The following is a 23,195-nucleotide window of genomic DNA, read 5'->3' on the forward strand; positions in this document are numbered from 1 at the left end:
CCCGACCTCCTGCTACGCGAAGTGCACGGGGCGCCCGGAGACCCGCGCCGACACGACGGCGCGGGCCCGGGCGGCCGGTCATGCCACGTGCGCGTGGACCCGAACCGCGCGCTCAGTCGACCCCGGCGACGCGGAAGCCGACGCCTCCGGAGCGAGCCGCCGACCTGCTGATCGGGTGGCCCGAGCTCTCCGCCTCCTCCTGCAGACGCCGGGTGACGTTGGCGGTCGCGACGGCGGCCTCGGCAGCCTCGGCACCCTTGTCCTCGACGGAGCCCGCGAGTCCGGCACGATCGAGCGCCTGCTGCTCGGTGTCGCAGGTCAGCAGGCCGAATCCGATGGGGATGCCCGTGCGCAGGGTGACATCGGTGAGCCCCTGGGTCGCAGCCTGGCACACGTACTCGAAGTGCGGCGTGCCGCCGCGGATCACGGTGCCGAGCGCGATGACCGCGTCGGCCGAGGCCGCGGCGTGGAGGGCGGCGACGGGCAGCTCGAACGAACCGGGGACGCGCACCAGGTCTACCGAGCTGACCTTCGCCTTCTCCAGGGCGCGCGCGGCGCCGTCGATGAGTCCGTTCATGATCTGCTCGTGCCAGCTCGCGGCGACGATCACGACCCTCAGGTCGCTGCCGTCCGTGTTCAGCTGGGGCGCTCCTGCTCCGCTCATGACTGGGGTGTCCTTCCTGTGGTGGTGAGAGGTGTGCTGGCCTGTGTTGTCGTGGCCGGGGTCGTGGTGGTGTCGAGGGGGATGAGGTGCCCCATCGCCTCGGCCTTGGTGCGCAGGTATCGGGCGTTGTGCGCGGTGCGGCCGACGAGCAGCCGGGTCGTGCGGGCGACGTCGATCCCGTGCCGCGCGAGCTCCTGCGCCTTCAGCGGATTGTTGGTCAGCAGGTCGACGTGCTCGAGGCCCAGGTCGAGCAGGATCGCGGCGGCCGCGCCGTACTCGCGCAGGTCTCCCTCGAATCCGCGCTCGAGGTTGGCGGTGAGGGTGTCGAAGCCGTGGTCCTGCAGGTCGTAGGCGGCGATCTTCTCGAGCAGGCCGATGCCGCGGCCCTCGTGCCCGCGCAGGTAGATCACGGCGCCGCCGCGCTCGGCGACCTGGCGCAGCGACTCCTCGAGCTGCGGCCCGCACTCGCAGCGCAGGGATCCGAACGCCTCACCCGTCAGGCACTCCGAATGCACGCGGACCAGTGTCGGGGACGCCGGGGCCGGCTCGTCCGGGCGCTCGGGCGCGTCTGCCACGAGGGCGACGTGGTCTGCGCCCGTGCGCAGGTCGCGATAGCCGTGGATCCGGAACGCGCCGTGCCGGGTCGGCAGGTCGGCGCTTCCCGTGTGCTCGACGCGAGCCGGAGGAGAGGCCCGGGGCTCAGGCTCAGGTGCAGAGCTTCGAGGCTCATCCCGCTCCGGGCCCCCGCGATGATCCGAGTGCTCCCCGAGCCCGTCGACGAGGTCCGCGATCGTGAGCAGGACGAGGCCCTCGTCGGCGGCGAGGGCGCTCGCCTCCTCGAGCCGCATGACCTCGCCGTCGTCCCTGACCAGCTCCCCGATCGCGCCGACGGGCGGGAGGCCCGCGGCGCGGCACAGGTCGACGGCGGCCTCGGTGTGGCCGGGCCGCTCGCCGACGCCTCCGGGCACGGCGCGCAGCGGGATCACGTGTCCGGGGCGGATGAGGTCCGCGGGCACGGCCCGGGGGTCGGCGAGGGCGCGCAGGGTCGTGGCGCGGTCGCTCGCGGAGATCCCGGTGGTGACTCCGCGCGCGGCGTCGACGCTCACGGTGTAGGCGGTGCGCAGGGAGTCCTCGGTGCGGGGCACCATCAGCGGCAGCTCGAGGTGGTCCGCGATCTCCGCGGGCATGGGGGCGCACAGGTAGCCGGACGTCCGCCGCACCATCCAGCCCACCCAGCGCGGGGTCGCGAGCTCGGCGGAGATGATGGCGTCGACCTCGTTCTCGCGGTCCTCCGAGTCCGCGACGAGCACGGGTCGGCCCGCGCGCAGCTCCGCGAGCGCCGCGTCGATCCTGGCCCCGCGCGCCCCGGGGATCAGCGCGCCGACCCCCGTCCCGGCCGCCGCCGGCGTCGGCCCGTTCATCGCCGCGCCGCCTCGGGCTCGGGGGCCTCGGGCGCGTCAAGCGCGTCAGGCGCGTCAGGCGTGTCGGGGGCCTCGGGGGCGGTCGGATCGGGTGCGTCGGCCCCGATCGCGCCGGTCTGCTGGAGACGCGCCACGTATCGCGCGAGCACGTCGACCTCGATGTTCACGAGGCCTCCCTCCGCGAGATCGCCCAGGGTGGTGGCCCCGAGGGTCGCGGGGATGAGGGAGACGCCGAAGCTGTCGTCGCCCGCGGAGGTGACGGTGAGGGAGACGCCGGAGACGGTTATCGCGCCCTTCTCGGCGATCAGCGGCGCGAGTGCGGGGTCGATGGAGAAGACGAGGTCGACCCAGCGTCCGCCGTCGCGGCGGCTGCGCAGGGAGGCGATGCCGTCGACGTGCCCCTGGACGATGTGGCCGCCCAGTCGGGCGTCGGCCCGCAGCGCTCGCTCAAGGTTCACGCGCGAGCCGGGGGCGGCGTCGCGCAGGGCGGTGCGGCGCAGGGTCTCGGGGACCGCGTCGACCGCGAATCGGCGGTCGCCGGTGAGGTCGACGACGGTGAGGCACACGCCGTCGACCGCGATCGAGTCGCCGAGGCGGGCGTCGGACGCGGCGAGCGGGCCGCGCAGCTGCAGGCGGGCCTCGCCGCCGGGCAGCGGGGTGAGGGTCTCGAGGGTGCCGATCTCCTCGACGATGCCGGTGAACATGGGGTCTCCTTCCGGGAGCGGACGGTGGGTGATCCGGTGGTGGGTGGGCGACGGGTGGGTGCGGGGATCAGAACCCAAGAGCGGGGGTCAGGAGCCGGGGGCAGGCCCGGGAGCGGCGCGGCGGGCGATGAGGAGCACGTCATCGCCGAGGCGCTGCACGTGCTCGGTGCGCCAGCGCGGGGCCGCGGCGAGGGTCGCGATGTCGAGGTCGGCGAGCGCCGAGCGGCCGCTCTCCCCCAGGTGCAGGGGCGCGAGGTAGGCGTGGATCTCGTCGACCAGGCCGGCGCGGAGGAAGGCGGTGGCGAGCCCCGGCCCGCCCTCGAGCACGGCGTGGCCGACGCCGCGAGCGGCGAGCGCAGCGAGGACCTCCCGTGGCTCGTGCGTGCGCAGGTGCAGGAACCTTCCGTCGCTGCCGCGCACTCTCGCGTCCTCGGGGACGTCGCGTCGGCCGACGACGACGCGCAGCGGCTGCGTCCGCGCGGCCGGGTCGGGTCCCGCGGCAGGGTCTGGCTGCGCGGCGGAGTCGGGCTGCGCGGCGGAGTCGGGCTGCGCGGCAGGACCCGGCCGGGCGGTGAGCGACGGGTCGTCGGCCAGCACGGTGCCGGTGCCGACGATGATCGCGCCGGTCCGGGCGCGCACCGTATGGGCGTGCGCACGGGAAGCCTCGCCGGTGATCCACTGACTGGTGCCGTCCGCCGCGGCGACCTTGCCGTCCAGGCTCGTCGCCGTCTTGAGCACGAGGTGGACGGGAGCGTGCTCGGGATTCGGCGTCCGCCCGGGGGCCCGGGCGGCCCGCGCGTACCAGCCTGCCACGAGCTCGCGCGACTGCTGCTCCCCCGGGCCGCGGACCACGTCGACGCCGACTGTCGCGAGCTCGCGAGCACCTCCGCCCGAGCTGGCGCCGGGATCGGCCAGGGCATACACGACGCGGGCGATCCCGGCGTCGCGCAGCGCCTTCGTGCAGGGGCCGGTGCGGCCGGTGTGCGCACAGGGTTCGAGGGTGACCACGGCGGTCGCGCCGTGGGTCACGTTCTCTTGGGCGCGCGCATCGGCGATGGCCGCGACCTCGGCGTGGGGTGTGCCGGCGCCGCGGTGCCAGCCCTCGCCGAGGGTGGTCCCGTCGACCGCCAGGAGGACGCAGCCCACGCGGGGGTTCGCGTCGTCGGCGGGGCCACGGGCGGCGAGCACGAGGGCGCGATCCATCGCTGCGCGCTCGTCGGGCGTCGCGGGTGCGGCGGATGGGGGCGTGTGGTGCCCGTGCACGGAAGCCTCCGGATCGGCGGTGGTCCGGGGCGATGGCACGGCGGCAGAAGCGTCACCGGGGCGGACGACGGCGAGCCGACGCCGCGCACAGCGACGCCACATCTCCTCCCATCCGGACTTTTACCGTCGGTCCTGGAGTTCCACCAGGTCAACCGACTCCCGAGGGAGCCGGGTCGCGGACTGTCACCGCCGGTTCAGAGTTTCACTGACCCCGGAGAATGTGGTTCATTCGCAAGCGAGACTAGCACCGCGCTCCGGGTGCTCGAGAAGTCGGTGTCGCGGTGTGAACACTCCCCCGCTCTCAGGCACCGCGCGCAGGGAACTCGACCCTCATGCCGTGCACGCGGTATCCCGCGACGACGTCGTCCCAGGAGATCTCGGGGGGACGAACGAGGCGGGGGCCGGCCGCTAGCAGATGCTCCAGCAGCACCGCCGACTCGGTGATCGCGAGATGCTCGCCGGGGCAGCGGTGGGGCCCGGCGCCGAAGCTGAGCCCAGCCGGCGAGACCCCGCGCGGCAGCGAGCGGCGGGGCCGAATCTCCAGCGGATCCTCGCCCATGACCTGCGCGTCCGCATTGGCGTCCCGGACATGGACGTCGATCAGGTCACCGGGATGGACGTCGGCCGTCGCGGGGCATCCGGGCACGTCGAAGGGCTCCCGGGCGCGGCGGTAGAGGTGGCCGACCACGGGTTCGAGGCGGATGATCTCGCGGAGGATCGCGGCCTTCTCGTCGCGGTCGCAGTCGAGGAACTTCGCGCGCAGCGCCTCGTCGTCCAGGAGGTGCCAGCACGCCATCACGAGGAACTCGCGTGTGGTGATCATCCCTGCGCTCGCGTAGGTGACGCACTCGACGAGGATGTCGGCGCCCCGCGCGCCCTGGTCGAGCAGGTGGCTGATGACGTCGTCGGCGCGGTGGCGGCGTCGGCGGCGGATCGCCGGGCGCACGTCGCGCAGGTGGAAGGCGGCGAGCGGCCCGAGTCCGCGGACGGCGGCGAGCGCCCATTGGGGCAGGGACCGGCCCCAGCGCGGGCGGGTGAGGTCGACGCCCGGCTGTCGCTGCAGGCGCACGAGCCGGCGCGACATGTCCTCCAGGGGCGAGGCGGTGAGGCCGACGATCTCGCGGCTCACCGCGACCGAGTAGAGCAGGGCGAGCTGACCGAGGTCGCAGCCGCCCTCGCGGACCGCGTCGCCGACGAGGCGGACGGCCTCGCGCTCCATGGTCGCCGAGCTGGAGCGCTCGATGCCCTGCGGAGAGAAGAAGCGGCCGACGGCGCGGCGCTGGGCGTCGTGGCCGGGACCGTCGGACAGCAGGATCGGGTGGCTGCGCAGCCAGCCGCTCGGGATCGCCTCGGCGGTGAACCCCGCCTGGGTCGTGCCCTCACGGCGGCGGAGCACCTCGCGCGCCGCCTGGTGCGGACGGATCCGCCAGACGCGCGGGACGCGGGCGCCGTCAGGCCGGTCGGCGCCGGTCCGGTCGCCACCAGGCCGGTCGCCACCAGGCCGGTCGGTACCAGGCCGATCGGCGCTCCCCGAGCGCCCCGCTCCCGGCTCCGCGCCGGGCACCCTCGGGTCCCGGAGCAGGGACCGCAGGCCGAGGGGGCCCGCGCCGGGGATGTCGCTGTGCAGCGGACAGCCGTGCTCCTCGGGTCGCTCCGAGCGTCGGCCGCCGGGGCCATGGGGGCCGGTCCCGCGGGTGGGCTCGCGGCCGGTGGGGTCACGGGTCACCGCGCCCTCCCTTCGAGCTCCTCGATCACGGCGCCGAGCACGCGGGCGGCGGGCGCGGGGATCAGGTCCCCGGCATCCGCCAGGACGGCGCGCGCCTGCGCCACCTCACGGGCCACGAGCGCCTGGACGTGCGCCTCGGCGCCGCAGTCCGAGAGCAGGCTGCGCACGTGGCGGCCGTCGGGGGCGCAGAGGTCCGCGCGTCCCAGGGCCGCGTCGATGAGCGGCCAGTCCGGGGTGCTGCGCGCGAAGTCGGTGATCGCGGTCTGCTTGCCCTCGCGCAGGTCGGAGCTGGGGTCCTTGCCGTGCTCGACGGCGGTCCCGAACACGGAGAGAGCGTCGTCCTGATGCTGGAACGCGATGCCGAGGTGCCGCCCGGCGCTCGTGAGCGCCTCGCGCGCGGGCTCGGGGGCGTCGGCCAGGACGCAGGCCGCGCGCAGCGGCAGCTCGAAGCTGTAGGTCGCCGTCTTCGTACGGGTCATCTCGGCGATCACGTCCGCGTCGGGAGCGATCACGCCGTCGCTGAGCGAGACGTCGAGGAACTCGCCGACGGCGGACTCGGCGACGGCGTCGCCCAGCGCGTCCAGCAGCGCGAGGCGCTCGGCGCGGGGCAGATCCGCGCGCGCGAACACCTGGTGGGCCAGCGCGAGCATCTGGTCGCCGACGAGGACGGCGGTGCTGCGCGCCCAGTGGCTGCGGGTCCAGTGGCCGCGGTTCTCGTCCGTCCCCGCGGAGGCCGAGCTCGGGGCGAGCAGGGCGCCGACCAGGTTCGCGCGGCCGCGCCGGGTGAGGTCGTTGTCGATGACGTCGTCGTGGAGGAGGAAGGCGAAGTGGAGCACCTCGAGCGCCGCGGCGAGACGCACCGCCTCGGCCCGCTCGGCGACGGGCCGGCCCGTGCGCGAGGGAAGGGCCGCGCTCAGGGCGTCGAACGTCTCCAGCAGCAGACGCGGCCGCAGCAGCTTCCCCCCTTGCAGGTGGTCGGCGGCGACCTCCCAGAGCTGCAGGACCTCGGACCCGTGGCGGCGTGCGCGCCGGGCGCCCTCGTCCATCAGACGTGCCGTCGCGCGGCGGACGTCCTCGCTCACGACCATGACGCCATCGCCGGGGCGGAGGTCAGCGTCTCCCACGGCGTCGGCGTGCTGCGGCGCGGCATCGACGTGGTCCTCGACGGCATCGATCTCCTCCATCGCCTCGCTGCTCATCTCCACCATCGTCCCCCTGTCTGCACGGTATCCGCACCGCGCGCACCCGCGGATCCGAGCGGCGCCGCGGGGTGCCTCAGCATGTCATCTTCCTAGGGAAGATTCCAGCCGTGGAAGCAGAATTCGTCGTCCGGCAGTAGGGTGGCCGCCATGACCGAGCCCGGCACGAGCGACACCGCCGCACCCGAGTCCCCCGCGAGCGCCCGCGGCCGTCGGCCCTGGCGCGTCCACGACCTCGCCGCGAGCTATCCCGACGGGGAGCTCGCCGACCGCTCGGGACTCGACGAGTCCGCCGAGCACGAGATCGACGAGCTGATGGCGGCGCTCGTCGCCCTGCGCCGGGCCGAGGAGGAGCTCTCCACCGCGTCGAGGGCCTTCATGGACCTCGGCGCGACGGACATGCGCGCGCTGCACTACCTCATCGCCGCAGCCCACACGGGTGAGCTCGCGACGCCGGGGGCGCTCGGCGAGCACCTGGGCATCTCCTCGGGCGCGACGACGAAGCTGCTGGACCGGCTCGCCCGCGGAGGGCACATCACGCGCGGGCACCACCCCGCGGACCGTCGGGCGGTGACGATCGCCGTGTCCCCCGCGACACGCCGCGCGGCGATGGACTCGATGGGGCGGCAGCAGGCGGGACGCGTGCGCGCCGCCGCCCGTCTGAGCTCGGACGAGCGCGGGACCGTCACCCGCTTCCTGCTCGACATGGCCCGGGAGCTGTCCCCCACCGGCCTGGACTGGGCAGAGGGCGCGACGAGGAGCGCAGGGGCGCCGCATGCACGGTGAGTACCTGATCCTGCTGGGGCTGTGCCTGCTGGTGACGCTGCCGCTCGAGTTCGTGATCGGCGCGCGCGTGCACCGCAGCCCGCGTCGGCTGCTCGCTGCCCTCCTCCCCACCGCGATCATCTTCCTGGTCTGGGACTACGTCGGCATTCACAGGCATCACTGGTGGTACGACCCGGCGAAGATCTCCGGGATCACGCTGCCCGGCGGCATGCCGCTCGAGGAGCTGCTGTTCTTCCTGGTGATCCCGATCTGCGCGCTGCTCACCCTCGAGGCCGTGGAGATCCTGCTCGGCCGGATGCGCCGCCGGGCCCGCCCCACCGACGAGGAGCGGGGGTCCCGGAATGCCTGAGTACACGATCCTCACCGTGATCGCGCTGATCGCCGTGCCCGCGCTCGAGCTGCTGTGGCTGCGCACGGGCCTCTTCCGCCGCCCCGCCTATTGGATCTCGATGGCCATCGTGCTCGGTTTCCAGATCCTCGTGGACGGCTGGCTGACGAAGCTCTCCGCCCCGATCGTGCTCTACGACGACGCGATGACCCTGGGCATCCGCTTCCCCTTCGACATCCCGATCGAGGACTTCGGCTTCGGCGCCGCGATGGTCACGCTGGCGATGCTGCTGTGGACACGCGCCGGATCGGCGGAGGCCGCGAGGCCGGCGGGAACCGCGGCTGCGGCCGACGGGGCCGACCCGGCCGACGGGGCCGATGCGGCCGACGCGCACGGCAGGGCGCAGCGATGAGCGCTCACCCCGGCCGCGACCGCCGGGCCGTCCTGCATCGCGGGCCGGCGGGGCGCGAGGACGCACCGTCGACCGACGTCGTGGTGATCGGAGGCGGGATCGCGGGCATCTCGGCCGCCACCGTGCTCGCCGAGCGGGGCGTGCGCGTGCACCTCCTCGAGGCGCGCGAGACCTGGGGCGGCAGGGCGCGCTCGTGGGACCTGGGCGACGGACGCTCCATGAGCCGCGGCTTCCACGCCTTCTTCCGCCAGTACTACACGCTGCGCCGACTGCTCGCGCGCGCCGACCCGTCCCTGGCGGCCCTGCGGGACATCGGCGACTACCCCCTTCAGCTCGCGGACGGGCCCCGCGACACCTTCCGCGGCATCCCCCGCACCCCGCCGTGGAGCGTCGCCGCCTTCGCCCTGCGCAGCGACAGCTTCCCGCTGCGCGAGCTCGCGCGGGTCGACGTGCGCCGCGCCCTGGACCTGCTGCGCGTCGACTTCCCCGGCACCTTCCGCGCGCTCGACGGGAGGAGCGCGCAGGACGTGCTCGACGGGCTCCGCTTCCCCCACGACGCCCGGCACCTCGCGCTCGAGGTCTTCGCGCGGTCCTTCTTCGCCGACCCGCGCGAGTTCTCCGGCGGGGAGCTCGTGGGCATGTTCCACGCCTACTTCATGGGGTCCGCGGAGGGCCTGATCTTCGACGTGCCCTCCGACGTCTACTCCCCCACGCTCTGGGATCCGCTCGTCGGGCGACTGCGCGGCCTGGGCGCGGACGCGCGCACGGGCGTCGTCGTGCACGGCATCGACAGCCTGCCGCGCCCTGCGTCCGACGGGCCCGGAGGAGCGCCGGGGCTCGTGGTGAGGATCGCGGAGGGCGACCTGCGCACCGACGCCGTGGTGATGGCGGCCGATCCGCGCTCCGCGCGCGGACTCCTGGGCTCCACCGCCGCCGCCGTGCCGGGATGGGAGGGCTGGCTCGATCGGGTCTCCGCCCAGCGCAACGCTCCGCCCTTCGCGGTGCTGCGGCTCTGGCTCGACCGACCGGCCGCACCGGACGCCTCCGCGTTCCTGGGCACCAGCGGCTTCGGGCCGCTGGACAACGTCTCGGTCGTGGACCGCTTCGAGAGAACGGCCCACGAGTGGGCGCGCCGCCGGGGCGGGAGCGTGGTCGAGCTGCACGCCTACGCGCTCGACGCCGCCGCCGACGACGCCGCGCGGGACGGGCGGCTGCGCGACGAGCTGCTGCGGCAGATGCACCGCCTGCACCCCGAGCTCGCCGACGCGCGCATCCTCCACGAGCAGTGGCTGGTCGAGGACGACTGCCCGCTCGTGGGCACCGAGCCGTGGGACGAGCGGCCGGGCGTGGACACCCCGGATGCGCGCATCGTCGTCGCCGGGGACTGGCTGCGCACACGGGAGCCGGTCGCCCTCATGGAGCGTGCCGCGCTCACGGGAGTGCACGCGGCGAACAGCCTGCTCGCCCGCTGGGGCGTGCGCGGCGAGGACTGGTGGACGGTGCCGATGACCGGGGTGCTGCGCCGCGCCCGGTCGCGGCGGCGATAAGACCCCAGCGGTCTACAGCGGCTCCGGCAGCGGCGTGCTGCTCGTGTCCCCGCGCAGGCGCTTGAGCACGTTCTCGGCGCTGATCAGGCACATCGGCACTCCGACGCCCGGCACGGTGGTGCCCCCGGCGTACAGGAGCCCGTCGACCTTCCTGCTGCGGTTGCTGCCGCGCAGGAACGCGGACTGCCGCAGCGTGTGGGCGGGCCCGAGGGCGTTGCCGCGCCAGGAGTGGAAGGCGTCGGTGAAGTCGCCGGGGCCGACGGTGCGGCGCAGCTCGATGCGGTCGGCGAGGTCCGGCACGTGCGCCCTCTCGGCGATCTGTGCGATGGCGCGATCCACCGCCTGCTCGACCTCCGCGTCGCCCGCGCCATCCATGCCGCCGCGGCCGATGCCCCGGCCGTCGGCCGTCTCCGGGGCGACGGGGATGAGCACGAAGAGGTTCTCCCTGCCCTCGGGCGCGACCGTCGGGTCCGTGCGCGAGGGCGCGCACACGTAGATGCTCGCCGGGTCCGGCGCGCGGGTGGCGCCGCGCGCGTCCACCGGCGTGATCTGCGCGAAGTTCCGGTCCCAGTCGTCGGTGAAGAACAGGGAGTGGTGCAGCAGCTCGGGCACCCGTCCGCGCACGCCTAGCATGGCGAGCACCGCCCCGGGCCCGGAGGTGCGCCTCTTCCACGCGGATTCCGGGTAGGTCTGCAGCTCCCGGGGCAGCAGCGCGGTCTCCGTGTGGTGGAGGTCGGCCGCGGAGACGACGACGTCCGCGTCGATCGTCTCGGTCGACGCCCCCGTCGCGCGGGTCTCATCCGCGGCGAGGGCCTCGTCCGCGGCACGCACCTCGACGCCCGTCACTCGCGCGCGGCGCGCACCGACGCCCCGCCCCCTCGGCGCAGTGCGGATCGCGGTGACCTCGGCGCCGATGCGGATCTCGGCGCCCGCGTCCTCGGCGAGCGCGCGCAGCACCTCGACGAAGCGGGTGAACCCGCCGCGCGGGTAGCGCACGCCGTCCTCGAGGTCCATGGCGCTCATCAGGTGGTAGAGGCTCGGCGCGGTCCGCGGGGTGGCCCCGAGGAAGACCGCCGGGTAGCCGAGCACCTGGCGCAGTCGGGTGTCGCGCACCGTGCGCGCGGCGAGGTCGTGGAGGGACTCGCCCAGCAGACGGGCGAGGGCCTGCGAGCGCGGAGCGAGCTCCCGGAGCGTGCGCGCGGGCACCTTCGAGAACGTGGTGTAGAGGAAGTGGGAGGTGGCCATGCGATAGGCCGCGCCCGCCGAGTCGAGATGGCGGCGCAGCGCATCGCCCGCGCCTCTCTCCTCGGCCTCGAAGGCGGCGGCCGAGCGCTCCCGGTCGCCGAACAGGTCCAGCGGCCGCGCGTACTCCTCGCCGAAGACGCGGTAGGCGGGGTCGAGGTCGACCAGGTCCAGATGGTCCTCGAGGCGGGTGCCCAGCAGCGCGAAGAAGTGCTCGAAGCATTCATGCATGAGCCACCAGGAGGGGCCCGTGTCGAAGGTGAAGCCGCCCTCGCGCCAGGTCCCCGCGCGGCCGCCGACCTCCTGCCCGCGCTCGAGCACGGTGACCCGGGGCCCTTCGGTCGCGAGCAGCGCGGCCGTGGCGAGCCCCGCGATGCCGCCGCCGATGATCACGACGCGCCGGGCGTCGGCGCGCGGGGCGGGGTCCGAGGCCTGCTCCGACGCCGGCGCCGACCTCGGGCCCGCGACTGGGGCTGACGCGGGGCCCGCGGCCGGGCCCGCTGGGGCCCTGCGCCCGGGGAGGGCGGCGCGCGCGGCGATGAGCGCCTTCTGCGCGGTGGGGACCCGCACGCGCCGTGCGCGCAGGACCTCGGCAGGCGTGCGCCGCAGGCGCGTCGAGAGCGCGGCGAACAGGTCGTGGGCGGACTGCACGGCCGCCCTGCTCGAGACGGGCAGGTGGGCGATCGCGCCCTGGGCGCGCGCGAGGTCCTGGTCGATGTCGTCGAGCAGGTCGAGCTTCTGGCGCTCGGTGGGTCCGTGCAGGTCGATGCCGGGGAAGTAGGTGCGTCCGCGCCCGTCGGCGTCGTCGCCCAGGTCCCGCAGGAAGTTCACCTTCTGGAACGCGGCGCCCAGGCTGCGCGCGCCCTCGACGAGGGAAGGGCTGGGCTCGACGGGGCGGTCGGCCCCGTCGGTCGCGAAGACGCGCAGGCACATCAGCCCGACCACCTCGGCGGAGCCGTCGACGTAGCGGGCGAAGCTCGCGTCGGTATGGGAGGTCACCTCGAGATCCGCCCGCATGGAGGCGAAGAAGGGACGGGTGAGGTCGGTGCCGATCCCGCAGGCGCGGGAGGTCGTCGCGAAGGCGTGGATGACGAGATCGGTGCTGAAGCCCGCGGCCATGGCGGCCTCGGTGCGCTCCTCGTAGTCGTCCAGGGCCGCCGCGATCAGGCGTGCGCCGGCGCCGCTGCCGGCCGCGGCGCCGTCGACGATCTCGTCGGCGATCCGCACGAGGGCGTAGATGCTGCGCACGCGGGTGCGCACGGGCTCGCGCAGCAGGCGCGTGGCCAGTCCGAAGCTCGAGGAGTAGCGACCGATGACGCGCTCGGCGGCGGCCTCGGCGGTGCGGCGGAAGTCGTCGGCCGCCTTCTGCTGGAGGCTGTGCTTCATCAGCGCCCCCGCCCTTCATCGCCCGCGCGGGCGATCAGCTGTTGTCCACGTCGTGGTTCATGCGCCGCAGGAAGTCGATGACCACGGCCCGCTCGTGCGGGCTCAGGGAGGAGGCCACCTCGTGCATGCGCGCGTGGGTGCCCTCCAGTGTGCGCCGCACCTGCTGCTCCCCGCGACGCGTGGGGGCGACGGCGGTCGAGCGGCGGTCGTCGGGATGCGGTGTCCGCTCGGCGAAGCCGTGGCGCACCAGCCGGTCCACGAGGGCACTGGCCGAGGCCTCGCGCACCTCGAGCCTGGCCGCGAGGTCCCTCTGCCGCAGCACCGTCCCGGCGCTGCGCGCGGCGAGCAGATGGCGCATGGCCAGCAGGTCCTTCTCGCCCATCCGCATGTGCTCGCGGATCCGCGACCGCATGCGGTGGCCGGACTCCTGGTAGACGCGCAGCTCCTCGAGCAGCTCGGTCGCCGTGGGCGAGGCATCGCGGGAGGGCGGGTACCAGAAGCCGTCGCCCGATGCGGATTCCACGACCGGCCACCTCCTGACTCTCGCCGATGTCGCTGAGCACATTGTGCCCGACCGCGCGGGGTCGAATGGACACGCCCGACCTCTTTCCGTAGCCTGCCTACGTATTCGCCACTCTAACGGAGGTCTTGTGGACACGCACATCGAGAACCCCTTCCATGCCGACCTCCGGCCGGACACGGAGGCCTCGCCCCGGGGACGCCGCGCCGTTCCCCAGCCGTACGACGCGGTGCTGCTGGCGTCCTTCGGCGGTCCCGAGGGACAGGACGACGTGATGCCGTTCCTGCGCAACGTCACCCGCGGCCGCGGCATCCCCGACGAGCGGCTCGCGGAGGTCGGCGAGCACTACCGGGCGCTCGGCGGGCGCTCCCCCATCAACGAGCAGAACCGTCGCCTGCTCGCGGCTCTGCGGACAGAGCTCGGCGAGCGGGGCATCACGGTGCCCGTGCACTGGGGCAACCGGAACTGGACCCCGACCATGCGCGAGGCCGTCGAGCGGCTGCGCGAGGAGGGGCATCGGCGCGTGCTGGCGATCGCGACCAGCGCCTACTCGTCCTATTCCTCGTGCCGGCAGTACCGCGAGGATGTGGCCGGCGCGCTCGTCGAGACCGGCATGCTGGGCAGGATGCGGATCGACAAGGTGCGGCCGTACTTCGATCACCCGGGGTTCCTCGACCCCTTCGTCGAGCACCTGGCGGAGGCCCTGGCGACCCTGGAGCGCCGGGGCACGCCGCGTGAGCGCGTGCAGGTACTCTTCACGACGCACTCCATCCCGCTCGCCATGGCCACGGCCTCCGGACCTGCCGAGGAGGGGCACGGGACGCCGGGCGGCTGGTACGTCACCCAGCACGAGGCCGCCTGCCGCTACGTCATGGAGACGGCCGAGGGGGACTCCCCGGCCTCCCCCGCCTCGGCCTCCCCCGTCCCGTGGCGGCTCGTCTTCCAGTCGCGCTCCGGCCCGCCGCAGGTGCCGTGGCTCGAGCCCGACGTCAACGACGCGATCCGGGAGATCGCCAGCACGGGCGCCGCGGACGCGGTGGTGCTGGTGCCCATCGGCTTCGTCAGCGACCACGTCGAGGTGATCTGGGACCTCGACACGGAGGCCGCGCAGACCGCACAGGAGGAGGGGCTCGCGTGCCTCCGACTGCCGACGCCCGGCACCGACGCGCGCTTCGTCGCCGCCCTCGCCGACCTCGTCGAGGAGCGGATGCGCGAGGACGCGCCGCGCCGCTGCGCAACGGACTTCGGGGGTACGGCCGACGTGTGCGGGACCGCCTGCTGCCTGTCCGGCAGCGCCAGGGCCAGCGCGCGCCCGACCACCTCGGCCCTGGACTCCGCGGCGGATGCGCGCGCGGCGCTCGGGCAGGAGGGCGTCGCCCGGGCGCTCGAGGGCAGTGGGGCGCAGGCATGAGCGACGCCGAACGGACCCGGCGCGTCCTCGTCACGGGCGCCACCGGCTACGTGGGCAGCCGGCTCGTGCCCTGCCTGCTCGAGGAGCGGCTGACGGTGCGCGTGGCCGGCCGCAGCGCCGAGCGGCTGCGTGCGCGTCCGTGGTCCGACGAGGTCGAGATCGCGGTGACGGATCTCGACGACCGCGCGGCCGTGCGCCGCGCCCTCGCGGATGTCGACGCGGTCGTGTTCCTCGTGCACGCGATGGGCGGGGGCCGCGGCTACCAGGAGCGCGAGGCGCGGATGGCGCGGATCATGGCCGAGGAGGCGCAGCGCGCCGGCGTCGGCCGGATCGTCTATCTCTCCGGGCTGCACCCGCGCTCCCAGGAGCTCAGCGAGCACATGGCCTCACGGGAGCGGGTCGCGCAGATCCTGCGCGAAGGCGAGGTCCCCACGCTGGTGCTGGAGGCGGCGACCGTGATCGGCGCGGGATCGGCGAGCTTCGAGATCATCCGGCACCTGGCCGAGCGCCTGCCGGTGATGCCCGCCCCGAGCTGGGTGCACAACCGCATCGAACCGGTCGCGATCACCGACGTGCTGCACCACCTGACCCGCGCCGTCGTCGTCCCCGAGCCCGTCTCGGGAACGTTCGGGCTGGGCAGCGGCGAGCGCGACCTGCGCTTCGCCGACCTGCTCGAGGAGTACGCGCAGGAGGCCGGTCTGCCGCGTCGACGCGTGTTCGCGCTGCCGCTGCCGGCGCCGCTGCTGTCGGGACTGTGGATCGGCCTGGTCACCCCGGTGCCGCTCGCGATCGCGGTGCCGCTCGCGCAGTCGATGCGCCACGAGGCGATCACCCACCGCCCCCTCGCCGAGGAGGTCCTGGGGTCACCGCCCGGCGGGCCCCTCCCCTACCGCCGGGCGGTGCGGGCCGCTCTGGAGGCGCAGAAGTCGGGCGATCTCGCCTCGAGCTGGGACGACGACGCGGCGGCCGCGCGCGGGCCCGAGGCGCCGCTGCCGGAGGACCCCGACTGGGCGGGGCACACGGTGTTCACCGACGTGCGCGAGCGACGGGCCGAGGGCGTCGACCCGGCCGCGATATGGCAGGTCATCGAGGGGATCGGCGGCGCGTCCGGCTGGTACTCCACTCCCCTGCTGTGGTCGCTGCGCGGGCTGGCGGACAGGCTCGTCGGCGGCCCCGGGCTGCACCGCGGCCGACGGGACCCGTGGCACCTGCGCGAGGGCGACGCGGTGGACTGGTGGCGCGTGGAGAAGGTCGAGCCGGGACGACTGCTCACCCTGCGCGCGGAGATGCGGATGACCGGGCGGGCCTGGCTGCAGCTGGGCGTCGAGGGGACCGACGGGTACGAGGGGCCCGACGAGAGCAACGGGGCCGTGTACCGGCAGCGGGCGGTCTACTTCCCCGACGGGCTGCTGGGACGGCTCTACTGGTGGGGCATCTCGCCGTTCCACGCCCTGGTGTTCCCCTCGATGGCGCGCAACATCATCGCGGCCGCGAAGCGGCAGCAGGGGCTGGATCAGGACCGTCGGGGAGCGGAGGGATCGGGGCCGACGCGCGGCCGCTCCGCGCTCAGGCGCCGAGCAGGCCGATCGCGAGATAGCCGGCGCAGAGGGCGCCGATGACGAGCACGGCCGCGGTGCCGGCGAGCATCGGCAGGCCGCCGCGGGCGAGGATCCCCTGGCCGCGCAGGCTGTGGTGGGCGCGCCGGTATCCGGTGGCGGCGAGCGCGTAGGCGAGGACGGCGAGGCCCGCGCCGATCACGCCGACGACAACGGCGAGGATGCCCATCGCCTCGACGGTGAACCGCATGCCCACCAGGCTCGCGACCCCGAAGGCGAGGCAGGTCCGGCGCCAGGCGAGCAGCGTGCGCTCGGGTTGGAGGCCCTTGTCGAAGACGGCGTCGGGCTCGGCGGGCGGGGGCGCTGTCGACCCGCCGGTCGCTGCCGGCCCGCCGGACCCGTCGGCCGGATCGGGACTCACGCGTACAGACCGATCGTGACCAGGGCGGCCGCGACCACGACCCCCACCACGAGGATCCCGCCGACGGCGAGACCCGGCAGCGGGGTGCCGGCGCGCAGAGACTTCTCGGTCGCCTTCCATCCCAGCCAGGCCTGGACGGCGGCGAGGGTGCCGAGCACGAGGAACACGATCGAGGCGGCGGCCCGCCAGCCCACGGCCTCGGGCAGGGCGAGCGCCTCGAGGGCGAAGGCCCCGGCGTACATCGCGAGCGCCGTGCGCAGCCAGGCCAGGAAGGTGCGCTCGTTGGCGAGGCTGAAGCGGGGGTCGGGCTCGTCCCCGTCGCGGTAGACGGAGGCGGGGAAGCGGCGCTGGGCGGTCATGCGGTGGCCTTTCCGGGGGCGGTGTCGTCAGGGGCAGCGTCGGCGGGGGCGGTGAGGGCGACGGTGCGGAAGCCGGCGTTGCCCATCGAGGAGTCGGGGGTGTTCTGGGAGCGGGCGGAGTTGCGGTAGCGGTTGCAGTAGGAGATGTGGCAGAGGTAGCTGCCGCCGCGCAGGATCCGCGCCTGTCCCTCCTCGGGTCCGGTGGGATCGTGCACGGCGCCGTCGACGGCCGGCGTGATCCCGGGCCGACGGTACGTCGCGGGGTGGAAGAAGTCCTCGCACCACTCCCACACGTTGCCGACGCTCTGGAAGAGCCCGTAGCCGTTGGGGGCGAAGGCGCGCACGGGGGCGGTGGTCAGGAAGCCGTCCTCGCACGTGTTCGCGCGCGGGAAGTCGCCCTGCCAGATGTTCGCGCGCCAGCCGCCGCGCTCGGCGTCGCCGCCGGTGTCCGGCTCCTCGTCGCCCCACGGATACTTGGCGCCCTCAAGGCCGCCGCGGGAGGCGTACTCCCATTCGGCCTCGGTGGGCAGGCGGCGGCCCGCCCACGCGCAGTACGCCTGGGCGTCGTTCCAGCTCACGTGCACCACGGGGTGGTCCTCGAGTCCGTCGATGCTCGAGCGTCTGCCGCCCGGGTGCCGCCAGTCGGCGCCCTGGACGCCGGCCCACCAGGGGGTTCCGGAGGCGGGCCCCATGACGTCGGCGTCGTCGGCCGCGATCGCGAGGTGGAAGACAGCGGAGTACCCGAAGGCCTCGGCCTCGGTGCGGTGCCCGGTCGCCTCGACGAAGCGGGCGAAGTCGGCGTTCGTCACCGTGGTCGCGTCGATGTCGAGGGCGCTGATCGCGATGAGGTGGCGCGGCACCTCGCCATCGGCCCGGTTCCTGTCCCCCGAGGAGTCGCCCATGGTGAAGGTGCCGGTGGGAAGGTGGGCCTGGGCGATGGTGTGGAGGAAGGCGGGGTCATGCGCGTGGACGGCCGGCGAAGAGGTGTCGGGGGCCGACGGTCCGCTCGCGCTCGCGAGGTCCTCTCGTCCTGGCATGCCGCAACCGCATCCGCAGCCCGTCTGCTCGCTCATCGAGCTCCTCTCCTCCACCGTGCGTCCGGCACCGATCTTCTCAGGTTCTCCGGACGCAGCGCGTCACTGCGACAGCGGCCGGGACGTGCCCCCGCGCGAGAGCACCACGGCACGCACCGCATCAGCGTCCTCGCGGAGCGCCTGCGCGCTGCGGCCCCTGTTCGCGTCGCCGGTCGTGGAGTCCACCTCGGCCTGAGCCGCAGGTGACTGCGGGGCGTACCGCGCCGTGGTGACCGCCGCCGCGATCCGCGCGGCCGCCTCGCGGGTCCCGTCGGGCACCTCCAGGCCCGCCGCCTCCGCGTCGTCCAGCAGGCGAATCAGCGCCTCGCCGGGCGGCAGCGCCGCATCGAGCGCGAGCACCAGCGGATCCTTCCCGTACAGCCGTGTCCAGCCCAGAAGGTGCAGGGCCCAGGCGCGGTAGTCCACGGCGCGCACCACGTCCGTCCAGGCGAGCTCGGCGGCCTGCGACGCGTCCAGCTGCGCCCAGCGCTGCTCGCGGGCGGCCAGCGCACGCCGCCGCACGCCCGAGCGGGCGAGCGCCCCTCCGCCGACGAGCGCTCCGGCGACGCCGATGCCGCCCAGGCCCCAGCCCCACCAGGGGACGACGGCGGCGGGGCCCGCGCCGTCGTCGCTCGCGGAGCTGCTCTCGCTCGATGCGGTCGTGTCCTCCGTGGTGGTGTCGGCCTCGGTGGTCTCCTCGTCGGCGCTCGTGGTGTCCTCGGCCTGCGTCGCCTCGCTGCTGGGGGTGTCCTCGGCGCTCTCGTCCGGGTCGGGCGTGTCCGTGGCGAAGGTCGGGCTCGAGACGCCGTTGTCGGCCGCGGCGGGCGTGGGCTCGAAGCGCACCCAGCCGTGGTCGGGACCGAACCAGGTCTCGGGCCAGGCGTGCGCGTGGTGGTTGGTGATCGTGCGCGCGTCCCCGTCGACATCGCCCGCGGTGAAGCCGATGCTCACGCGCGTGGGGAACTTCAGGTCGTTCATGACCAGGGCGAACGTAGCGGCGAACTGCTCGCAGTAGCCCACGCGCTCGGCGAGGAAGGCGTCGATCGGGTTCTCGCCGGGCTTCGAGGTGACCGTGAGCGAGTACTCGAAGTTCTCGTGGAAGTAGGCGGCGAGCGCGGTGGCGACGTCGTAGGCGGCCTCGGAATCGGCCTGCTGCGAGATCTCGGTGGCGAGCGCGTGGATCGACGGGGTCGAGCCGACGTTCACGTAGCCGTTGTCGTACGGGATGCGCATGTCCGCGTCGGAGACCTCACGCAGCTCGTCGGGGCCGAAGGAGGTGTCGTCGACGGCGACCGAGTAGCGCATGCCGGAGAGGTCCCGGGCTCCTCCGTCGACCACGAGCTCGCCGTTGCTGGCGCCCGTGCGCGCGAGCTCGGCGGAGTCCCCGGCGTCGGTCCAGCGGATCGGGAACGGCGTGGGCAGGCGGTCGCCGATCAGCTCGGTGATGTGCAGGTCGTAGACGGGAGCGCCGTCGGGCCGCGAGGAGGCGAGGCGTCGGTCGGAGAACGACTCCGAGGTGGTCCGTGAGGTCGATCCGCGCTGCTTGCCGGCCTGGAAGCTCTGGCCGTCGAACTGGGTGAGAGCCTGCAGGCGCAGGTATCCGGGCTGCGCCACGTCCGTCGTCATGCGCAGCATCTCGCGCTCGCGGCCCTGCATGAGATTGCGGCGCACCGACACGGAGTCGTCGATCATCGCCCCGCCGAGCGCCCCGGCGCGTCCCTGCCAGGCGTTGATGCGGTCGAGGTCGATCGGGAACACGGGGTCCTGGGCACGCGGCAGCACGGCCGAGACCGCCGGCGTCGCGACCGCCACCGCGCCCGCGCCGATCAGGCCGAGCGCGGCGCGTCGGCCCATGCGGTCCCCGGCAGTGCCGGGCCCGGCGGGACGAGCCGCGCCGGACAGCGCGTGCTCGCCCCCGTCGGCCCCCTGTCCACGCGGGCCGCGCGGTCTGCGCGGGCCGAGGCGATCCGGCAGGCCGCCCACGGCGAGGACGGCGAGCGCGGCGAGGATCGGGCCGACGATGCTCGCGAAGCCGCCGCCGTCGGGACGCATGAGGGCGGGCACGAGCATGAATCCCAGCAGGATCAGCGCGGTGACCATGTGCCAGCCGCCCTCGACGCAGAGGATGTCCAGTGCGAGGACCACGAGCCCGATGAGGGCGAGCACCACGATGCGCGAGGAGGGCGCCAGGACCAGCGGCGCCTGGGCCTGGAAGAGGATGCTCACGCCCTGGCGGATCACGTCCACCTGGCCGGTCACGAGGGCCGCCGGGCCGCCCACGGGCAGCGCACCGGTGGCCGCCTCGACCCCCGCGCACAGCAGGATCAGGCCCACGACCTGCACGGGGAGGGCGCGCATCCGGCGCGGGGTGAAGGCCCGCACGAGCGCCCCGAGGCCGCCGACGACGACCGCCGCGCCGAGCGGCAGGGTGAACCAGTCGGCGCCGTCGAGCAGCTGCGAGAGAGGGATCGCGGCGAGCACCACCGCGACGGCGAGCACGAGGCTCATCCGCACGGGGCGCGCCATGAGCCTCTCGCGGAGGGCCTCGCCGGGCGTGCGCGGATGGGCCGGCGCCGAAGCGTTCGACCCGAGGCTCCCGGGGTCGGTCGAGGCGGCGGTCGCGCCGGTCGGAGCGGGGGCGCTCATGATCCGGCCTCGAGCACGTCGCCGAGGCGCGCGTCGGCCGGGGCGTCCAGGCGCAGCCAGGTGCCGTCGTGGGCGCTGCGCACCCGCTCGTCGCCGGCCGCGGCGGGGCGCACGGCGATCGCGGTGCGCTGCGGGGCGCGGGCGGCGAAGCGGTCCAGCTCGAGGGCGCTGAAGGGGTCGCCGTGGTCGGGGCCGAGCGCGATCGCGAGGTCCACCCTCCCGGAGGCGTGGTCGAGGGCGACGGGCTTCTCCCTCTCCTGCTGGGCGTCGCCGAAGCCCACGCCCGCGAGGTCGATGAGGGCGGCGCGCACGCCGATCGCGCCGGCCTCCGCATCGAGCGGGGAGGCCCCGCCGGCGCGTCCGGCCATGCGGGTGATCTCGTCGCCGTCGGCGTCCACGACGCGGGTCTCCCACCCGTGGGAGGCGAGGCTGACCAGCAGGGATGCGGCATGGTCGAGGATCTTGTCCTGCACCGGATCGCGGCGCTCGGCGCCCACCTCGTCGCCTTCGGCGTCGCGCGGCAAGCGCGTGTCCAGGACGATGACCGCACCCTCGCTGCGGGGCGGCTCCTCCTCGCGGGTCATCAGGCGTCCGGCGCGGGCGCTCGCCCTCCAGTGGATGCGGCGCATGTCGTCGCCCGGGGCGTAGGGCCGCGGGATCACGCCGAGCTCCCCGCTGCCGATCGCCGCGCCGGCGCTCTCGAGGTCGCGCCGACCGATGCCGATCCGGCTGGTGCCGGCGTCGTCGACGGGCTCGACGACGGGCAGGCCGACGATGCGGCCGGCGAGCTCCACGCGCGCGCTGACCTGCAGGAGGCCGAAGGGGTCGCGCAGGCGGATCAGGCAGGGGCCGAGCTCATGGATGCCGCGCCCGCCGACCTGCACGTGGTGGGGCATGCGCGGGGCGAGACGGAGGTCGCCGGGCCCACCGAGGCCCGCAGGCAGCTGCGCGGTCACGGCCCCGGTGCCCAGCGGCACGCGGGCGGCGAACGCGGAGGGCAGCAGGCGCAGGTCCACGCGGGCGGGAGCGCCCGCGGTCACGGCCTCGTCGAGCACGCGCCGCGAGAGCCCGAGTCCGATGCGCAGCAGGAGCACCGCGGCCAGGGACAGCAGCAGCGCGAGCACGAGGGCGATGCCGATCAGGCGGCCGGCGGCCAGTCCGGTGATCTCCCCGCCGGCCCACAGGAGCACGGCGACCACCAGCAGGCAGGCGCCGCGGGCCGTCGGGCGGATCCGGGTGCGCCGGGCGCGGGCGCTCGCCGCGCCGACCCCGCCCGACGTCCCGACCGCGGCCGTCGCTCCGGTCGCACCTGCCGCACCGACCGTCGCGGCCGCCATCATGCGCTCCCCATCAGGCCACCGGGACCTGCGCGAGCACGTCCTCGAGCACGTCGTCGGCCGTGGCGCCGCGGGACAGCGCGCCGGGGCTGAGGTGCAGGCGGTGGCGCCACACGGGGCTGATCACGGCGCGCAGGTCGCCGGGCTCGACGTAGCCGCGGGCGCCCATCGCGGCGTGCGCCTTCGCGGCGCGCAGCAGGTGCACGCCGGCGCGCGGCGAGGCGCCGAGCACGCTGCGCGGATGCTCCCGGGTCGCGGCCGCCAAGCGCACCGCGTACTCGACGAGCGCGGGCGCGGCGTGGACCCGGCGGATCGCGCGCACGTACGCCGCGATCGTCGCGGGATCGGTGCGGGCGCGCACGGAGTCCACGAGCTCGCGGTCGCCGTCGGGCACGGGCCCGGCCTGGGCGGAGAGCATGCGCGCCTCGGCGGAGGCCACCGGGTACCCCATGGTCATCTGGGCGAGGAAGCGGTCGCGCTGCGCCTCGGGCAGGCGATAGGTGCCCTCCATCTCCACGGGGTTCGCGGTCGCGACCACCATGAACGGCTCGGGCAGGGCGTAGGTCTGGCCGTCGACGCTGACCTGCCGCTCCTCCATCGCCTCGAGGAGCGCGGACTGCGTCTTCGGGGAGGCGCGGTTGATCTCGTCGGCCAGCAGGACCTGCGTGAACACGGCGCCCGGGCGGAACTCGAAGCGGCCCGCGGCCTGGTCGAAGATGCTCGCGCCGGTGACGTCGCCGGGCAGCAGGTCGGGCGTGAACTGGATGCGGTGGCGGTCGGCGCCGAGCGCCGCGGCCAGGGACTTCGCGAGCATGGTCTTGCCGGTGCCGGGGACGTCCTCGACGAGGACGTGGCCGCCGGCGAGCAGCACCATCACGGCGAGCGACGCGGCGTCGGCCTTGCCCTCGACGACCGTCGAGATCTCGTCGACGACGTCGCGCGCGGTGGCGGCGATCTCCTCGAGGGTCCCCGGGGAGAGCGGGGCGTCGGACGCGCCGGTCCCGTCGGGCCCGTCCGTGCCGGGGGTCCCGTCGGCCGCGCCGGTCGCCCGACGGCGCCCCGTGGGGCCGGGGCCGTCGGGCGCGGAGCTGTCCGCGGTCCTGATCGGGCTCTGTGTCATCTGCTCTCCTCGTTCGCGGACGTCGGACGCTCCGCGCGACGTCGCGTCCCGACGGGAGTCGGGGCCCGCGGGGC

At 74.9% G+C, this 23,195-nt stretch carries 20 protein-coding genes and 1 riboswitch; of the genes, 6 read left to right on the plus strand and 14 right to left on the minus strand.

Going from position 1 to position 23,195, the window contains the following annotated elements; all coding sequences use genetic code 11:
* Positions 1 to 112: 112 nt before the first annotated feature.
* The 6 genes from ribH to ACFQ53_RS08985 all read right to left on the minus strand — a co-directional run bounded on the left by ribH (position 113) and on the right by ACFQ53_RS08985 (position 6,977).
* The gene (gene ribH / locus ACFQ53_RS08960) at positions 113 to 664 is read right to left on the minus strand and encodes a 6,7-dimethyl-8-ribityllumazine synthase (RefSeq protein WP_377858367.1); all 552 of its coding nucleotides are present in this window, start codon (positions 662 to 664) and stop codon (positions 113 to 115) included.
* Entirely contained in the window at positions 661 to 2,085 is a 1,425-nt protein-coding gene (gene ribB / locus ACFQ53_RS08965; protein ID WP_377858369.1) for a 3,4-dihydroxy-2-butanone-4-phosphate synthase, read from the minus strand. Before ribB ends, ribH begins: the two co-directional genes overlap by 4 nt.
* Positions 2,082 to 2,789: a riboflavin synthase gene (locus ACFQ53_RS08970; protein ID WP_377858372.1), complete on the minus strand. Its 708-nt coding sequence runs from the start codon at positions 2,787 to 2,789 to the stop codon at positions 2,082 to 2,084. Before ACFQ53_RS08970 ends, ribB begins: the two co-directional genes overlap by 4 nt.
* An 87-nt stretch (positions 2,790 to 2,876) precedes the next feature.
* Entirely contained in the window at positions 2,877 to 3,992 is a 1,116-nt protein-coding gene (gene ribD / locus ACFQ53_RS08975; protein WP_377858375.1) for a bifunctional diaminohydroxyphosphoribosylaminopyrimidine deaminase/5-amino-6-(5-phosphoribosylamino)uracil reductase RibD, read from the minus strand.
* Between the two features lie 156 nt (positions 3,993 to 4,148).
* Positions 4,149 to 4,276, minus strand: a riboswitch (FMN riboswitch).
* A 77-nt stretch (positions 4,277 to 4,353) separates the two neighbouring features.
* The gene (locus ACFQ53_RS08980; protein ID WP_377858378.1) at positions 4,354 to 5,778 is read right to left on the minus strand and encodes a cytochrome P450; all 1,425 of its coding nucleotides are present in this window, start codon (positions 5,776 to 5,778) and stop codon (positions 4,354 to 4,356) included.
* The gene (locus ACFQ53_RS08985) at positions 5,775 to 6,977 is read right to left on the minus strand and encodes a polyprenyl synthetase family protein (RefSeq protein WP_377858381.1); all 1,203 of its coding nucleotides are present in this window, start codon (positions 6,975 to 6,977) and stop codon (positions 5,775 to 5,777) included. Before ACFQ53_RS08985 ends, ACFQ53_RS08980 begins: the two co-directional genes overlap by 4 nt.
* Positions 6,978 to 7,127: 150 nt before the next feature.
* Between ACFQ53_RS08985 and ACFQ53_RS08990 the strand changes: the two genes are divergently transcribed.
* From ACFQ53_RS08990 to ACFQ53_RS09005, 4 genes are read left to right on the plus strand one after another with little or no spacing between them, the layout of a single operon-like run.
* A complete protein-coding gene (locus ACFQ53_RS08990; RefSeq protein WP_377858384.1) occupies positions 7,128 to 7,763 on the plus strand; it encodes a MarR family winged helix-turn-helix transcriptional regulator in 636 nt (211 codons plus the stop codon).
* Positions 7,753 to 8,112: a lycopene cyclase domain-containing protein gene (locus tag ACFQ53_RS08995; protein WP_377858387.1), complete on the plus strand. Its 360-nt coding sequence runs from the start codon at positions 7,753 to 7,755 to the stop codon at positions 8,110 to 8,112. The genes ACFQ53_RS08990 and ACFQ53_RS08995 overlap by 11 nt, the downstream gene beginning before the upstream one ends.
* Complete coding sequence (locus ACFQ53_RS09000; RefSeq protein ID WP_377858390.1) at positions 8,105 to 8,503, plus strand: lycopene cyclase domain-containing protein; 399 nt, start codon at positions 8,105 to 8,107, stop codon at positions 8,501 to 8,503. The genes ACFQ53_RS08995 and ACFQ53_RS09000 overlap by 8 nt, the downstream gene beginning before the upstream one ends.
* Entirely contained in the window at positions 8,500 to 10,050 is a 1,551-nt protein-coding gene (locus tag ACFQ53_RS09005; RefSeq protein WP_377858393.1) for an FAD-dependent oxidoreductase, read from the plus strand. The genes ACFQ53_RS09000 and ACFQ53_RS09005 overlap by 4 nt, the downstream gene beginning before the upstream one ends.
* Positions 10,051 to 10,062: 12 nt before the next feature.
* Here the strand turns inward: ACFQ53_RS09005 and crtI are convergent, their stop codons facing one another.
* Positions 10,063 to 12,678 (minus strand): phytoene desaturase family protein, encoded by a 2,616-nt coding sequence (gene crtI / locus ACFQ53_RS09010; RefSeq protein ID WP_377858396.1) that lies wholly within the window; start codon positions 12,676 to 12,678, stop codon positions 10,063 to 10,065.
* Between the two features lie 34 nt (positions 12,679 to 12,712).
* The gene (locus tag ACFQ53_RS09015; protein ID WP_377858399.1) at positions 12,713 to 13,201 is read right to left on the minus strand and encodes a MarR family winged helix-turn-helix transcriptional regulator; all 489 of its coding nucleotides are present in this window, start codon (positions 13,199 to 13,201) and stop codon (positions 12,713 to 12,715) included.
* Positions 13,202 to 13,328: 127 nt separating this feature from the next.
* Here ACFQ53_RS09015 and ACFQ53_RS09020 point away from each other — a divergent pair, with 127 nt between their 5' ends.
* Both ACFQ53_RS09020 and ACFQ53_RS09025 read left to right on the plus strand, forming a co-directional pair.
* Complete coding sequence (locus ACFQ53_RS09020) at positions 13,329 to 14,609, plus strand: ferrochelatase (protein WP_377858402.1); 1,281 nt, start codon at positions 13,329 to 13,331, stop codon at positions 14,607 to 14,609.
* On the plus strand, positions 14,606 to 16,228 hold the full coding sequence (locus ACFQ53_RS09025) for an SDR family oxidoreductase (RefSeq protein ID WP_377858404.1): 1,623 nt from the start codon (positions 14,606 to 14,608) through the stop codon (positions 16,226 to 16,228). Before ACFQ53_RS09020 ends, ACFQ53_RS09025 begins: the two co-directional genes overlap by 4 nt.
* On the opposite strand, the gene ACFQ53_RS09030 is transcribed toward ACFQ53_RS09025, so the two are convergent.
* The 6 genes from ACFQ53_RS09030 to ACFQ53_RS09055 all read right to left on the minus strand — a co-directional run bounded on the left by ACFQ53_RS09030 (position 16,176) and on the right by ACFQ53_RS09055 (position 23,121).
* The gene (locus ACFQ53_RS09030) at positions 16,176 to 16,586 is read right to left on the minus strand and encodes a DUF202 domain-containing protein (protein WP_377858407.1); all 411 of its coding nucleotides are present in this window, start codon (positions 16,584 to 16,586) and stop codon (positions 16,176 to 16,178) included. The two genes, ACFQ53_RS09025 and ACFQ53_RS09030, sit on opposite strands and share 53 nt — an antisense overlap.
* On the minus strand, positions 16,583 to 16,945 hold the full coding sequence (locus tag ACFQ53_RS09035; RefSeq protein ID WP_377858410.1) for a YidH family protein: 363 nt from the start codon (positions 16,943 to 16,945) through the stop codon (positions 16,583 to 16,585). Before ACFQ53_RS09035 ends, ACFQ53_RS09030 begins: the two co-directional genes overlap by 4 nt.
* The gene (locus ACFQ53_RS09040) at positions 16,942 to 17,982 is read right to left on the minus strand and encodes a formylglycine-generating enzyme family protein (RefSeq protein WP_377858413.1); all 1,041 of its coding nucleotides are present in this window, start codon (positions 17,980 to 17,982) and stop codon (positions 16,942 to 16,944) included. Before ACFQ53_RS09040 ends, ACFQ53_RS09035 begins: the two co-directional genes overlap by 4 nt.
* 99 nt (positions 17,983 to 18,081) lie before the next feature.
* Positions 18,082 to 20,664 carry a transglutaminaseTgpA domain-containing protein gene (locus ACFQ53_RS09045; RefSeq protein ID WP_377858416.1) on the minus strand — a complete coding sequence of 861 codons (2,583 nt, stop codon included), beginning with the start codon at positions 20,662 to 20,664 and terminating at the stop codon, positions 18,082 to 18,084.
* The gene (locus ACFQ53_RS09050) at positions 20,661 to 22,001 is read right to left on the minus strand and encodes a DUF58 domain-containing protein (RefSeq protein WP_377858419.1); all 1,341 of its coding nucleotides are present in this window, start codon (positions 21,999 to 22,001) and stop codon (positions 20,661 to 20,663) included. The genes ACFQ53_RS09045 and ACFQ53_RS09050 overlap by 4 nt, the downstream gene beginning before the upstream one ends.
* Positions 22,002 to 22,014: 13 nt before the next feature.
* Positions 22,015 to 23,121 (minus strand): AAA family ATPase, encoded by a 1,107-nt coding sequence (locus ACFQ53_RS09055; protein WP_377858422.1) that lies wholly within the window; start codon positions 23,119 to 23,121, stop codon positions 22,015 to 22,017.
* Positions 23,122 to 23,195: the final 74 nt, after the last annotated feature.

This window comes from Brachybacterium sp. NPDC056505, assembly GCF_042794925.1.
GTDB classification, from domain to species: Bacteria; Actinomycetota; Actinomycetes; order Actinomycetales; family Dermabacteraceae; genus Brachybacterium; species Brachybacterium kimchii.